The sequence below is a fragment of the Paenibacillus favisporus genome (genome assembly GCF_040545415.1).
GTDB classification, from domain to species: domain Bacteria; phylum Bacillota; class Bacilli; order Paenibacillales; family Paenibacillaceae; genus Paenibacillus_AQ; species Paenibacillus_AQ favisporus.
The window spans coordinates 990,700-1,004,049 of record NZ_JBEPLV010000001.1 but is presented as its reverse complement, the minus strand read 5'-3'; the positions used below and the strand labels follow the sequence as shown (position 1 = coordinate 1,004,049).

The window sequence follows — 13,350 nt, the reverse complement described above, 5'->3', positions numbered from 1 at the left end:
ATTAACGATTTATCGCTTTAGCCCGGAAAAATGCTCTGCATGCGGTAACTGCGTTGACAACGGCAAAAAAAAGCCCGGCAGAAACGGCGATCGTTCATTCGCTGTTCCGCTGGGCTTTTACGGATGTCTTTTTCCAAGCTCAATCAGGCGGTGCTTAATAAATTTTCTTCATCAGTTCCATCACTTCATCCAGAGTAAGGCCGAAGGATTTGTAGTATGCCGTATCGTTAACCATCTGCTTCAAAATCATTTCATCGCGTATTCGCAGCTTGTCTTCGGGTGAGAAATCGGCGACAAAGCACCCTTTTCCCGTGACCGTGTTGATCAAACCGCATCGCTCGAGTTCTTCCCAGGCTTTCTTTACGGTGATGACGCTAACGCGCAGCTCCTGGGCCGCTTGCCGGATCGGCGGTAAACTATAGCCGCTTTCCAGCTCCCCTTTCAAAATTTGGGCGCTGATTTGTTCGAAAAGCTGCTGGTAGATCGGTTTTTCGGAATTGTTCGAAATCGCAATGTTCATTGGATCTCCACTTTGTGGAAACGTTTAACCGCAATCTTGTAAGCAATCACAGTGAGTGCGATGAAAATAACGATTCCGGCGATCAGGATGGATGCTTGCAGCGCCGCATTGTGGACGCCGTCTCCATTGAACATGTCGGACACAAAAGAATTTTGGATTCCGATCCATTGGGCGAGTGTGGCAAAAACCATTGCTCCGGCAACCCCTGCGAATAGCGCCCCGCCATACTTATACGCGGTTTTGTAGTACATAGGGATAAAGAGCATATTGAAGATCCCTAGCATCACGAAGCACAATCCCCAAAAACCCGCATATGGCCCGAAGAAATAGTAGGTCAGATCCGGATACAGGAAGATGTTGATCGTTCCAAAAATGACGGCCATCACCAGATGCAGCATTTCCAGAATGACAATGACGAGCACCCTTGCTTTTACCATGTCTGTTTTGGTGACTGGCATCATCGAGGTAAACATCAAATCGTTTTGCGCCCGGAATTGGCCAAATATATTGGGAACCGTGATCCAGCAAAAATACAGCAGCACGATAAAATAGAGCCAGCCTGGAATGAGCATCAACGCGCCAAGGACAACAGGCATAATAAAAAACAACGGGTTGATTCCCAATTTTAAATCCTTCATCACCAAGTTATACATACAGTTCCTCCTGTTTCGCGAAATAAATCATAATTTCCTCAAGCGTCGGCCGGGCCGCTTGTATATCCAGGGACGGATCGAAGTCTTCGGCATGGATCAAACCCGTAAAGCCGAACGAGTTCGTTTTATAGGATATCAACAGCTCCTTCACCTGATCCAGCTGGCTCGCGCTACCGTTCAGCAAACGGTAGGAGTCGATAAACTCCTCTTTTTCGGCGCTGTTGATGATTCGCCCGTTATGGATATAGGTAATATAATCCGCGCATTTTTCCAAGTCCGATGTTATGTGCGTTGAGAACAGAATGCTGATTTCACCTTCCGCGACGAGCGATTGAAACAGTTCGAGCAGATCGTCCCGGGCGATCGGATCCAGCCCGCTTGTCGGTTCATCAAGAATCAGAAGCTTTGCGCCATGGGATAAGGCAAGGGCCAAACTGTACTTTACTCTCATCCCTGTCGACAACTCGACGATTTTTTTGTTCTCATCCAATTTGAATCTTCTTAAATAAGACGAATAAATTTCATCATCCCAGTTGGAATAGAACCTTTTAACCACTTCCGTCAAGGCTTTTATTTTGCTCCGGGTATAAAAATCGATGCCGCCAAACGCATATCCGATGTCCTGCTTTAATTCGATTTCGTGTTCGGCAATGTTCTTGCCTAAAATTCGCACTTCACCGCTGTCGGTACGAATCAGATTTAAAATCGATTTGATCGTCGTTGTCTTTCCTGCGCCATTGGCGCCGATAAATCCCATAATATATCCCTTTTCCAGCTGAAATGAGACGTCTTTCAACTGGAAATTCGGATAGGTTTTACTTAAGTTTCGAATGTCTAAGGCCAGCATACCGTTCCTCCTCGATAAATTGTGTATATCGTGTATGCACAATATATCATCACAGCAATGCTCAAGTCAATGGATGGAAAGCGGAATGTTGAAAAGTTTTTATTCAAAAGGCATGAATTCAAAACCGCCCGGCGTTCTCCAAAAGTTGTATCGCATACAAAAAAAGAAAAGCATCGCCGCGTCGGCGCTGCTTTTCTTTGGGTCTAAAGGGTTAATATTTTGGCCACTCCTTGTTCTGGACTTGCGAGAGGAAGGATACGGCGGAATGGCCTGAGTTGCTTTATTTGGCCGGTAAAAACTCGGTGGTAAATACGTTGGCGATCGGCTCCGCTTCCTTCAAAACGCCGACTTCGATGAGCTGCTTCTGCACCTCTTCCCACCGCTCCTTCGTCATGGTACCGACGCCCTGCTCCGCCGCGTCACCGCCGAATACGAGATCCATCTCCTTCTCGGCGCTGTACTTCATCATATCCAGATCCATATCCGGGTTTTGCTCGTGGATGGCTGGATTGACTTCCTCGGCGAGGTTCTTGTAGTAATCCCACCCTTTTACCGTCGCTTCAACGAACGCTTTGACTTTGTCCGGATGCTCCTTGATCATCTTCTCGGTCGTAAAATAGACGTTGGCGTAAAGGTTATACCCGGAATCCGCGATCAGCAGCGTGCCGGCGTCCACTCCCTGTTTTTCCAAAGTATAAGGCTCGGAAGTGATGTATCCCTGCGTCAAAGCGTTAGGGTCGTTCACAAAATTGACCAACGATCCCGTATACTTCAGCTCCTTGACCTGATCCAGCTTATATTTGCTTTTCATGTACAACCAGAAACTCGCCGTCGGAGCGACGTAGACCGCATGTCCGTTCAGGTCGGAGAAGTCCTGGATTCCCGCTTCCTTGTGAAAAATCAGCACCTGCGGGCTCTTCTGAAACGAGGCGGCGATGGCTACGATCGGAATGCCCTCCTGCCTTGCGACCAGAATATCGTCGCCGTTCGCGATGCCGAAATCGGCTTTGCCGGAAGCTACGATCTGTGTGGAGGATACCTGCGGACCCCCGGGCGTCAGCGTCATGTCCAGCCCCGCGTCCTTATAGAAGCCTTGCTGGACGGCCGCGAAGTTGCCGCCGTGTTCCGGTTCGGCGAACCAGTTGAGAACCAAGGTGGATTTCTCCAGCTTCGGCTCTGCGGAAGCCGTCCCCGTCTTTTCCCCGGAGGATGCTGTTTCCGGAGCTGCCGTTTTCCCCGAACAGGCGGCCAGCATTCCCGTCATCAATACGGCGCATAAGGACAATGCCATCATCTTCTTAACACTGCGTTTGTTCGCTGTCATTTTCGTTGCCATGTTATCCATCCCCCTTAGGACTTGACTTTCTATGCCTATCATAGGAGATACGTCAAATTAGCGTCAACAAATATGCCGTCGATTTGTAATCACGAACAAAAAATCAAATTAAATGTGTATCGAACGCCTATCCCCTAACATTACCACCTTTATTTTGTGAATTATACTTACATGAACCTGACTAAATTGTATCTGTCTTCACCCGCCCGGGCCCGTAAATTCCAAAATTCCATTGGCACAATCCAAAAAAGCCGTTTGCGCTTTTCGACACCCTTAGTCGAAAGGCAAACGGATGGATGGTGCCTGAACCTAACCCACTCGCGCTTCTTCATACGCGTCTAATGCCGCCTGCACCGCTTCACCCGCCGGCAGCTTGACGCCGGCCCGGAGCAGTACCGCCTCCAACGAACCCAGCAGGTGCAGGATATTCGTTTGCCTGCAGCTGTATCCCATGGTGCCGATCCGCCAAATCCGACCCGCAAGCGGCCCAAAGGAGCTGGCAATTTCGATGCCGAATTGGTGCAGCAGCATCGAACGTACCATCTCCCCGTCTACGCACTCCGGAATCTGCACGCAGGTCACCATCGGCAGCTTGGACAGCGGGTCACCGTACATGGACAGTCCCATCGAGGTCAGCCCGGCCATCAACGCGGATTCATGCATACGGTGCCGCTTGAAACGCGCCTCCAGTCCCTCGGCCAGCACCAGGCGAAGTCCTTCATGAAGCGCATACAGCATGGAGGTCATCTCCGTATGATGGTTCAGCCGCTTGGGGCTCCAGTAATCCTGCAGCTGGGCCAAATCCAGATAATTGCTCTGGATGGGACTAGGCCCCGGAGGAGCCTCCTGTAACGGGAGGGAAGCGGTATTGCTGCGCAGTCCCCGCTCAATGCGTTTGCGGGCAACAATTTTCCGCTCTGCGCGGTCGTTATACGTGATCGGCGCCATGCCTGACGGAACGGAAAGGCACTTTTGCGTGCCGCCGATGACCGCGTCGAGCTGCCAGGCGTCCGTATCAACCGGCGTGCCGCCGATGGTTGCTACGGCGTCAATGATCAGCAGCGCGCCGTGGCGACGGCAGGCTTCGCCGATCCCGGCCAGCGGCTGCATTCGGCCCGTGGAAGTCTCCCCGTGTACCATGGCGACGACATCCGGCTGCTCGCGGCCGATGGCTTCGATCAATTCGGCAGGGTCGAACACAGTACCCCACGGCTTCTCCAGTGTAATGACCCTGCCGCCGCACCGCTCGGCGATTTCGTGCAGCAGGTGGCCGAAACGCCCGAAGATCGGGACGAGCACCTTGTCTCCCGGCTCGATCAGGCTTGCCATCACAGCTTCAATCCCGGACCTCGACGTTCCGTCGACGGGGTACGCCCATCGGTTGTCCGTACGAAACAATTCGCGAAGCATTCCCATCGTTTCATTCATCAGCTCCGTAAATGCCGGATCGAATTGACCAAGAATGGGATAAGACATGGCCCGCAGCACGCGCGGGTCGGCTTCAACCGGTCCCGGCGTCATAATGATGCGCGAAATCGGCACAAATTCATTCCAGCTTCCCCCGGATACCCTATTCATCATCCATCCACTCCTGTCGTATAGGCAAGCTCATGCAGGCAGGCAGCTAAAACCGCCGCTCCTTCCGCAAGGTGAGCCGGTTCCGTGTACTCCTCTTTGGCATGGCTGATCCCGCCCCGGCTCGGAACGAACAGCATGGCCGCGCGGCTGACGGCGGCCATCATTTGCGCGTCGTGTCCCGCGCCGCTGACCATGCGCAGGTACGGCAGACCCGCCTCCATGCAAAGCCGCTCGATCCGTCCCGCCAATGTACCGTCCATCGGGACAGGCTCTGTCTTCAGCCAGCAGTCGGCCTTCACCTGCAGCTTTCTTGCGGCGGCTATCTCTTGGAACGTTTCAAGAGCTGACTCGCTGAACTCGTTCAGCATCCAACTCTCGGTATGACGGATATCCAAGGAGAAGCGTACCTCGCCGGGAATGACGTTCGGAGTATTGGGCAAGGCTTCGATCCGCCCGACGGTCGCTACCACTCCGTTACCGGCCCGCTTCGCCATTTCCTCCACCCGGACGATCATGTCGGCCGCTCCGGCCAGTGCATCGGCACGGTAGGACATCGGCGTCGTTCCCGCATGGTTGCTGTTGCCCGTCACCGCGATCCCGTACCGGCGCTGTCCGACGATCGATTCGACCACGCCGATTCGCCGTCCGGCTGCCTCCAGCACGACGCCCTGTTCGATGTGCAGCTCAACGTAATCGCCAATGTCCCTCCGGCGGCAGTCGGGTTGGCTCCCGTGTCCGAAGCCAGCTGCTTTCATGGCCTCATCCAGCGATACACCCTCTGCGTCGTAAATGCCGATTCCATCGCCGATCCGGTAGCGGCCGCCAATACTGCCCGAGCCCCAATACGTTAAGGGGAACCGGCTGCCTTCTTCCTCGCAGAAGGAGACCACTTCGAGCGTACGGACAGGCATCCCGAACCGCCGCTTCAAATAGGACAGCGCGGCGATACCGGCGGCGATGCCGCCGGCTCCGTCGTAGTCTCCACCGGCGCGAACGGTGTCCACGTGGGAGCCAGTCAGAACGACGGGTAGATCGGGACGGGTGCCCGGCAGCCGCCCGTAGAGGTTCCCGACCCGGTCATAACGCACCTCCAGCCCCGCATCTGCCATGCGGCCGGCCAGCAGCCGCTGCGCCTCCTGCCAGGACGGCGAATACAGCAGTCGGGTGACGCCGCCCCCGGGTTCGCGCCCGATCCGGCCCAGATCTTCCAGCAGACGCATCATATCGGCAAAAGCACCAGATTCAGCGGCAATATTCATGGCGCCACAACCTCCCCGCTGCGGCCGGCAGTGTGCGGCTTCAGCGGTGTCAACCGCCGGCCGGCACCCGGACTTACGATCCCCGCCTCCGACGTATAGACCAGGCGGCCCCGGCAGTACGTCGCAGCTACGGAGCAGCTGAAAATCCTGCCGATATAGGGGCTGTGCCGGTGGCGCTGCAGCAGATCCTCTCTGCGCAAGGCGTGCGGAGACGATGGCTGAATCACCACCAAATCGGCATCCATTCCCACCTGAATTTTGCCTTTGCGGCGGCCAAGGCCAAATCTTCCGGCCGGACGTTCCGACAACAGCTTCGAGAGCTGCGGAAGCGGAATTCCCCGCTTGATCCATCCTTCCTCCAGCATCAGCAGCAGGGTGCTCTGGGCACCCGCGATGCCGCCCCATGCTCCAAAGAAGCCGCCGTCTTCGGTCACGGCCTTCATCGCTTCCGGGCAGGGCGAGTGGTCGGAAGCGATGAAATCAATCGCACCCGCCTTTAGACGTTCCCACATGCCTTCTATTAGAAAGGCCGAACGGAGCGGCGGCGCACATTTGGCCGCCGGTCCGATGCGGATCATATCCTCCTCGCTCAAAGTCAAATAATGCGGGCAGGTCTCCAGCGTTACGTCAAGGCCGCGCTGTTTGGCATCCTGAATCAGATCGACCGCTTCGGGGCTGCTAATGTGAACGAAATGCAGGGGGCATCCCGTCTCTTCCGCAAGGGCAAGTGCGGAGGCTACCGCCTCGAGTTCGGCTTCGACCGGGCGGGTCAACGCATAAGCTGCCGCATCGGTCCGCCCTGCGGCAAGGGCCTCGGCAGTCAGGCGTGACGTCATTTCGTCGCTTTCGGCATGCAGTGCAAGGAGGCCACCGAGACCGGCAATGTGCCGCATCCCTTCCCTCAGTTCGTCCTCCCCTACCTCACGGAATCGCCCCTCCCCTTCCCCGCCGGGATTTGACATGAACGCCTTGAATGCGATGACGCCGGCATCGGCCAGCGCTCGCAGCTGGTCCAATCGCCCTGGCACCAGTCCGCCCCACAAGGCATAATCCACCGCCGACCGGCCTTGCGCCAATCGTTCTTTGTGCCGCAGCGCATCCAGCGTAACCGTCGGCGGGTTTCCGTTCAGCGGCATATCCGCGTACGCCGTGCAGCCACCGGCCGCGAGCGCGGCAGAGCCCGTCTCAAACCCCTCCCAATGTCCGAAGTTGGGCTCATTGAGATGGACATGCATATCCACCACGCCGGCCATGACGATCTGGCCGTCCGCTTCTACGATTTTCGAAGCGGACGTCCCCGAGATGCGGTCTTTGATTTCGGTGATCTTTCCATTGCGAATGGCGATATCCATCTTTGCGACTTCGTCCTCAAGCACGACGTTTCCGCCGCGTATGATCCATTCTTCGTGCGCATCCATGCTCCGCCCCCCTTTTTCTATCAGCTTCCGCGGTACGTGCTGTACCCTCCCGGCGCCAGCAGCAGCGGGATATGGTAATTTTCATCACCGTTAGACACCCTGAACCGGATCGGAACAAGGTCCAGAAACGAAATCCCGTCAGCCGCCGCCTGTTCACGGAAATAATCGCCAACCCAAAACGTCAGCTCGTATTCGCCCCCGGGTACCAAATCGCCGTCCCACAGCGGCTGCGAAAGGCGCCCATCAGCTCCCGTTATACCGGATGCCAGCAGTCGTCCCCCTTCCGCTTCCCGCCCCAGCAGCCGGAGTTCTATCTTAAGGCCGCTTGCAGGCACCGCGCGGGACGTATCGAGCACATGTGTCGAAATCCGCCCGCTCATCCGGAACTGACGGTGCCTTCAGCCGGCTCCGGTGCGGCAATTAGATCTTCCCGGGTCATCGAAAAGCCCTGAAAGCCGAATGGCGGGCGCGGCTCGGTAAAGACCCCGGAAGACAAGCCGTCCGCGGGTTCCACGACCGTCTCCCATGTCCGGTTGCTCGTTTCAAAGCGGACCTCGGCCAGCTGTGGAAACCGGATCAGAATCCGCTGCCCGATCAACCAGATCAAATGCTGGATCGACGGGGTCGCGAATTCATAAAAGACGTTCTGGGCAATGTCGCGTATCTGCTGGACAGGCACATGCTTGCCTGCCTCCGGACGGATCGCATCCTGCGGGTCGTCATATCTCCAGCGGATATCGAGAAATATAAAGAGCGGCCGGTCATAGGCATCAGGCAGCGTCGTGTATTCATCACGTATAAAGCCATAGAACGAGCTGCCACTGACTTTGATCAGCTGCAGGTCCGACAGGCCGCTCCACGCCTCGTCGAGATCATACCCCTCGGCGCCGCGCGCCAGCTTCATCTCCGCGGCGGCATGATCGTTGTAAGAACGCCTGTACACGAGACGGTTATCCAGAAACCCTCCCGGGCCCGGCACCGGCAGAGGAAGAAAGGGAATCCGGTTGGCCGAGAGCCGCACGGTGTCGATATGGCCGTAAGTCTCCATAAACCGTACGGCCAAAAAATGCAGCAGCGCTTCCGTCGTCCCTCCTTCAAAGGTTGCAGCTTGGCGCAAAATAAAATTTTTCATGGAATCGGTGGCCACCAGCTGCGCGTTGTCCCCGTCGGTGAACGAAGTCAGCAGAGCGTCACCACTGACCGCAAAACGGATGTTATGGGCAAACAAAATATTATCCTCCCCGACAAAGGGAGATTCCGGTATTGGGGCCGCTTCCAACGGCTCTGCGTAAGTCCTGTAAACAAGGACGTCTCCTTTTCCGTAATAAAGCGTGCGTCCGGAGTTTATTTTCAGCATGATTAGGTCATCCTTTCTATTCGTGGCTGCGATCCGTGACGATTCGTCCCAGCCTGATTCGCGTAATTCGGGCAATCTCGCGCAGCGCTTGCGTCCATTCGCGCTCCGGATCATGATCCATTCTTTGCCGCATCGCTTGCGCGATGTCGTCTTTGGTGCATCCGGTTACGGCCATAATGAAAGGAAAACCGAATTTGCTTACATACTGCGCATTCATGGATGTAAAGGCTTCGTATTCCTCCCCTGTCAGCTGATCCAAACCCGCACCCCGCTGCTCTTGAGCCGAAAATGCTGTGACTTGCATGCGGGTGGCAAGGTCGGGGTGCGCCTGAAGCAACGCCAGCACCTGGGACTCAGACGCTGCGTACACCTGCTCCATCATCCGCTCGTGCAGCTCCGCAGCCGATGCGAACGGCCGCAGCTCCCATACCTGTTCCGCCACCCAAGGCGAATGCTCGAAGACGCCGCCCAGGTGCCGGACGAACGATTCGGCCGTCCCTTCGTTCAGTTCGTTGATCGTGATCATATGCGCGCATCCTCCTTCCCTCCGGGACCGCGCCTTTCCCAGATGATCCGTTCCGATGCTCTCCGGACCGACCTTAGAATCGCCGCGTATCCCGTACAGCGGCACAGATTGCCGGACAGCGCTTCCTCTACCTGTTCCGGCTCCGGATCGGGATGTTCATCAAGCAGCGCAATGACGGTCATGATCATTCCCGGCGTGCAGTAACCGCATTGAAAGCCCCCTTCCTCCAAAAAAGCCTGCTGCACGGGATGGAGTCCATCCCGTCCGATGCCTTCGATCGTCGTAATGGACCGGCCTTCCGCCTGATACGCAGGGACCAGGCAGCTGTTGACCGGCACGCCGTCCATATGCACCATGCAGGCGCCGCACCGACCGATGTCGCATGACCGTTTCGTCCCGGTCATGCCCAAATCGTCGCGGAGAATGTCGAGGAGCCGTCTGGACGGCGATATGTTCAACGACACCCGCCCGCCATTGATCTCGCAGGTCCACGGCTTCAGCCGGATACGATCCGTTTCGGATTTCATACCATCTCCCCCTTTCTCCCAAGGAAGGATACATCTTGCAGCAATGCCGGATTCGCAGGGAGTTTCTCCAGCCAAATTCCCGTCGCCTGCCGGACAGCCGCTGCGATGGCCGGCGCAAGCCCGACAGAGCCGATCTCGCCAATTCCTCTCGGTCCGTGTTCGTCGCCTTCCGGCAGATCCTCGATCGGCAGCACTTCGACGGGACCAGCCAAGTCGGCTGCGGTCGGAATGAGGTAGGTGTCGAGGTTTCCGGTTTGGTATATTCCCTCCTCCATGACGGCATCCTCACTCAGCGTAAAGCCTAGCGCCATCCCGCTCCCTCCCTCGATTTGGCCGAGATAGCCCTGCGGGTTCATGACCGGGCCTGCGGCCACGGCATGGAACTGGTCCAGCAGCCGAATGCGCCCGGTCAACCGGTTCACCTCGATCCTGACACAAACCGCAGCATACGAATATAAATAGTGAGCTCCGATCCGCTTGGTAGGGGACACAGGGTATGCAAAGCTCGTTTCGGCACGGATGGGATCCTTCGCGGCGGCGGCCAGTTCCTGGTACGTCATCACCCGCTTCTGCGTGTAAATGTCGTAAATACCTCCGTTACCGATCCGGAGACATTCTACCGACACGCTCGCAGCTTCGGCAGCGGCGGCCAGCAGCCGTTCTGTAAACGGCTCCTGCATCCGCTTCAGAGCCTGCCACATCATGCTGGTCGCACGGGACGCAGTGCTGGAGCCGCTGTCCGGCACCGCATCGGTATCCCCGATGACGAGCCTGAGATCGGAAGCGTCCAGACCGTACATCTCGACCAGCATTTGCTCCAGCGTCGCGAGCAGCCCCTGTCCGCATTCTTCGAAACCGAACGCGACCTCCACCTTCCCGTCTTGCGCGAGCAGAAGCCGTCCGCCCGACGGGTCGGGAATGCCATAACCAAGGCCTGCACCATGCATGACGAAAGCAGCTCCGACGCCAGTCTGAATCCAGGGCCGCCGGTTCCCGCTTTCCGTGAGATGTTCCCGTTCCTGCCATAACCTAGATTCCTTCAAGGCATTCCATACTTTGAGGGCCCCGCCAGTCACCGAAATCGGCTGACCAAAGGGTCCGGTCCCGTCCGGCGGAAGCAGGTTGATGCGGCGGAATTCCCATGGGTCCATGCCGAGCGCCTCGGCGAGACGGTCCATCTGGCCCTCCAGCGCAAACAGCGCCTGATTGCCGCCAAATCCCCGGAACTCGCCGGACATGCCGTTGTTTGTGAACACCGAGATGCTTACGGCATCGACGGCGCCGAAGGCATAAGAACCAACGGCATGCTCCGTCGCAAAGTTCAGCACCTCCGCACCCAACGTGGCGTAAGGGCCCGTATCGGCCAGAACTCTGACCTGATGGGCAAGGATACGTCCCGATGCGTCCGCGCCGGTTTTCATGCGGATGGTCATCGGATGGCGCTTCAGGCCGGCCCGTACCGATTCCATGCGGGATTGGTGAATCTTCACCGGTTTGCCCGTCACCCTGGCGAGAAGCGCCCCGTACGGCTGGACGTTCAGTTCGTCCTTCCCGCCGAAGGAGCCCCCGATCGGGCTGGACACGACCCGGATCGACTCCGGCGGGACCGCCAAAATCCGCGCCAGCTGCAGCCGGTCCATCAGGCCGTGCTGTGTAGGAGAGTAGACGTTAAGTCTCCCGTCTTCTCCCGGAACGAACAGCCCGCCTTCCGTTTCCATATAGGTGTGCATCTGGCGCGGCGTCCGGTAGGTCGCCTCCACGATATGAGCGCACATCCCGAACGCCTCGTCGGCATCGCCACGGCGGTACTCGCTTCGGTGAAGCATGTTGCCGTCCTGATGAAGCTGCGGCGCACCTTCGGCCAAAGCTTCATCAGGCTCGGTAAGAACCCGGAGCGGCTCGTAATCCACCTCGATCAGCTGAAGGGCGTATTCGGCGGCTTCCGGTGTAGCCGCTGCGACGGCCGCCACGGCATCGCCTGTATACCGGACACGCTCCTCGCAGAAGACCGGCTGGTCGGCGCGGGCGATGCCGAAACGGTTCAGCCCGGGCACATCCTTCCAGGTCAGGACCGCCTCCACGCCGGGCAGCGCCAACGCCCGTTCCGTCCGTACGGACCGGATGGCCGCATGCGGATAAGCCGCACGCAGCACCCGGCCGTACAGCATATCCGGCGCGCTCATGTCCGTCAAATACTTGAGCTGCCCCGTCACTTTATCCGGGCCGTCCGGACGCACCCTCCAGCGCGTTCCGCTGCTGGATCGGTTCAGCATAGCGTCTCCCCTCCTTCGGATGCAGTCTGTTGAAGCAGCTGCCACAAATCTGCGGTGATCAGCGATGCTGCCGTCTTGCGGCGGTAGGATTCTCCGGCGAATATATCGCCAGCCGGTCTGTACTCTTCCATGACCCGTTCATAAACGTCCGGAAGCCGGCTCAGGTCTGCCTTGCTCCCTTCCAGCCATGCTTCAAGAGCGTCAAGGCGGGCTGGCTTTGCTTTCCCGCCGCCTGTCGCGATCTTCACCTGCCGGAAACAGCCGGCGGCATCGATTTCCGCAGACACCGCCGTCGTTACGAGCGACGGAGAGAAGGCTTCGCGTCTCCCTACTTTGTGGTAGACCGCGATCCGAAGCAGCGAAGGCAAGCCGTTATCGCCGCCCGATGCCTGTTGGATCCCGGTTGCATCCACCCTTGCAGGAAGCCTGATCGTCAGCAGGATCCGGTTAGGGTCCAAGGCATCGGCGGCACGAAGCTCCAGCCATTCCGTCAAAGGCAGCGGCGCCACGGGGCCGTGTTCATCCTGCCATTCCAACTCTGCGTCGTAGAGGAGCAGCGCCGGCAGCACGTCCCCCACGCCGGAGCATACGTTACCTCCAAGCGTCGCCACGTTTCGTACGGACGACGCTGCCGTGCTGCGGATGGCTTCCCCCACCAAAGGGTAAAGGCTGGCTAGGGTCGGATGTCTCCGGCATGTCCCGAGGGTCACCTGGGAACCGATGCACAATCCTCCGGCCTGCATGAACACCTCCCGTATGCCGGTCACACGCTGTAGGTCGATCCAATGCGGGGAAATACTCCGTGTTCCGGCTTCCCATTCCGTACGGAGGAGTGTGCCGCCAGCGACATAGTCCGCTTGCTGACCAAAACGGCGTTTCAGCAAATAGGCTTCCCGGGCATTTGCCGGATGCCATACAGTCGGTGCACTCATCACCGGGTTGAAGGCAGCATCCATGGCCATCTCTCCTTTGCAGTGTCTTGAATGCATACTGGTGTTTTAATGGAATAGATTGGTTGGTTTTTCACACTATACGCCGCCACCGTGTTTGTGTAAA

At 57.5% G+C, this 13,350-nt stretch carries 13 protein-coding genes; all 13 read right to left on the bottom strand.

The genetic code is table 11. The features are described 5' to 3' along the window. Nucleotides 1-154: 154 nt before the first annotated feature. Nucleotides 155-520 (bottom strand): GntR family transcriptional regulator, encoded by a 366-nt coding sequence (locus tag ABID47_RS04785; protein WP_105442306.1) that lies wholly within the window; start codon nucleotides 518-520, stop codon nucleotides 155-157. Next, entirely contained in the window at nucleotides 517-1,173 is a 657-nt protein-coding gene (locus ABID47_RS04780; protein ID WP_354495095.1) for an ABC-2 transporter permease, read from the bottom strand. Before ABID47_RS04780 ends, ABID47_RS04785 begins: the two co-directional genes overlap by 4 nt. Further along, entirely contained in the window at nucleotides 1,166-2,020 is an 855-nt protein-coding gene (locus ABID47_RS04775) for an ABC transporter ATP-binding protein (protein WP_354495094.1), read from the bottom strand. The genes ABID47_RS04780 and ABID47_RS04775 overlap by 8 nt, the downstream gene beginning before the upstream one ends. 280 nt (nucleotides 2,021-2,300) lie before the next feature. Then, complete coding sequence (locus ABID47_RS04770) at nucleotides 2,301-3,356, bottom strand: ABC transporter substrate-binding protein (RefSeq protein WP_354495093.1); 1,056 nt, start codon at nucleotides 3,354-3,356, stop codon at nucleotides 2,301-2,303. Nucleotides 3,357-3,665: 309 nt separating this feature from the next. After that, nucleotides 3,666-4,937 carry a pyridoxal-phosphate-dependent aminotransferase family protein gene (locus ABID47_RS04765; protein WP_435530585.1) on the bottom strand — a complete coding sequence of 424 codons (1,272 nt, stop codon included), beginning with the start codon at nucleotides 4,935-4,937 and terminating at the stop codon, nucleotides 3,666-3,668. Then, nucleotides 4,934-6,193: a Zn-dependent hydrolase gene (locus ABID47_RS04760; RefSeq protein ID WP_354495092.1), complete on the bottom strand. Its 1,260-nt coding sequence runs from the start codon at nucleotides 6,191-6,193 to the stop codon at nucleotides 4,934-4,936. Before ABID47_RS04760 ends, ABID47_RS04765 begins: the two co-directional genes overlap by 4 nt. Further along, on the bottom strand, nucleotides 6,190-7,611 hold the full coding sequence (allB, locus tag ABID47_RS04755; protein WP_354495091.1) for an allantoinase AllB: 1,422 nt from the start codon (nucleotides 7,609-7,611) through the stop codon (nucleotides 6,190-6,192). Before allB ends, ABID47_RS04760 begins: the two co-directional genes overlap by 4 nt. Before the next feature lie 20 nt (nucleotides 7,612-7,631). Then, entirely contained in the window at nucleotides 7,632-7,991 is a 360-nt protein-coding gene (uraH, locus tag ABID47_RS04750) for a hydroxyisourate hydrolase (RefSeq protein ID WP_354495090.1), read from the bottom strand. After that, the gene (pucL, locus tag ABID47_RS04745; RefSeq protein ID WP_354495089.1) at nucleotides 7,988-8,968 is read right to left on the bottom strand and encodes a factor-independent urate hydroxylase; all 981 of its coding nucleotides are present in this window, start codon (nucleotides 8,966-8,968) and stop codon (nucleotides 7,988-7,990) included. Before pucL ends, uraH begins: the two co-directional genes overlap by 4 nt. Before the next feature lie 16 nt (nucleotides 8,969-8,984). Next, nucleotides 8,985-9,494, bottom strand: a complete 510-nt coding sequence (gene uraD, locus ABID47_RS04740; protein ID WP_354495088.1) for a 2-oxo-4-hydroxy-4-carboxy-5-ureidoimidazoline decarboxylase — start codon at nucleotides 9,492-9,494, stop codon at nucleotides 8,985-8,987. Further along, a complete protein-coding gene (locus tag ABID47_RS04735; RefSeq protein ID WP_354495087.1) occupies nucleotides 9,491-10,021 on the bottom strand; it encodes a (2Fe-2S)-binding protein in 531 nt (176 codons plus the stop codon). Before ABID47_RS04735 ends, uraD begins: the two co-directional genes overlap by 4 nt. After that, on the bottom strand, nucleotides 10,018-12,294 hold the full coding sequence (pucD, locus tag ABID47_RS04730; protein WP_354495086.1) for a xanthine dehydrogenase subunit D: 2,277 nt from the start codon (nucleotides 12,292-12,294) through the stop codon (nucleotides 10,018-10,020). Before pucD ends, ABID47_RS04735 begins: the two co-directional genes overlap by 4 nt. After that, nucleotides 12,288-13,250, bottom strand: coding sequence for an FAD binding domain-containing protein (locus ABID47_RS04725; protein WP_354495085.1), 963 nt, complete (start codon nucleotides 13,248-13,250; stop codon nucleotides 12,288-12,290). The genes pucD and ABID47_RS04725 overlap by 7 nt, the downstream gene beginning before the upstream one ends. Between the last annotated feature and the right edge of the window lie 100 nt (nucleotides 13,251-13,350).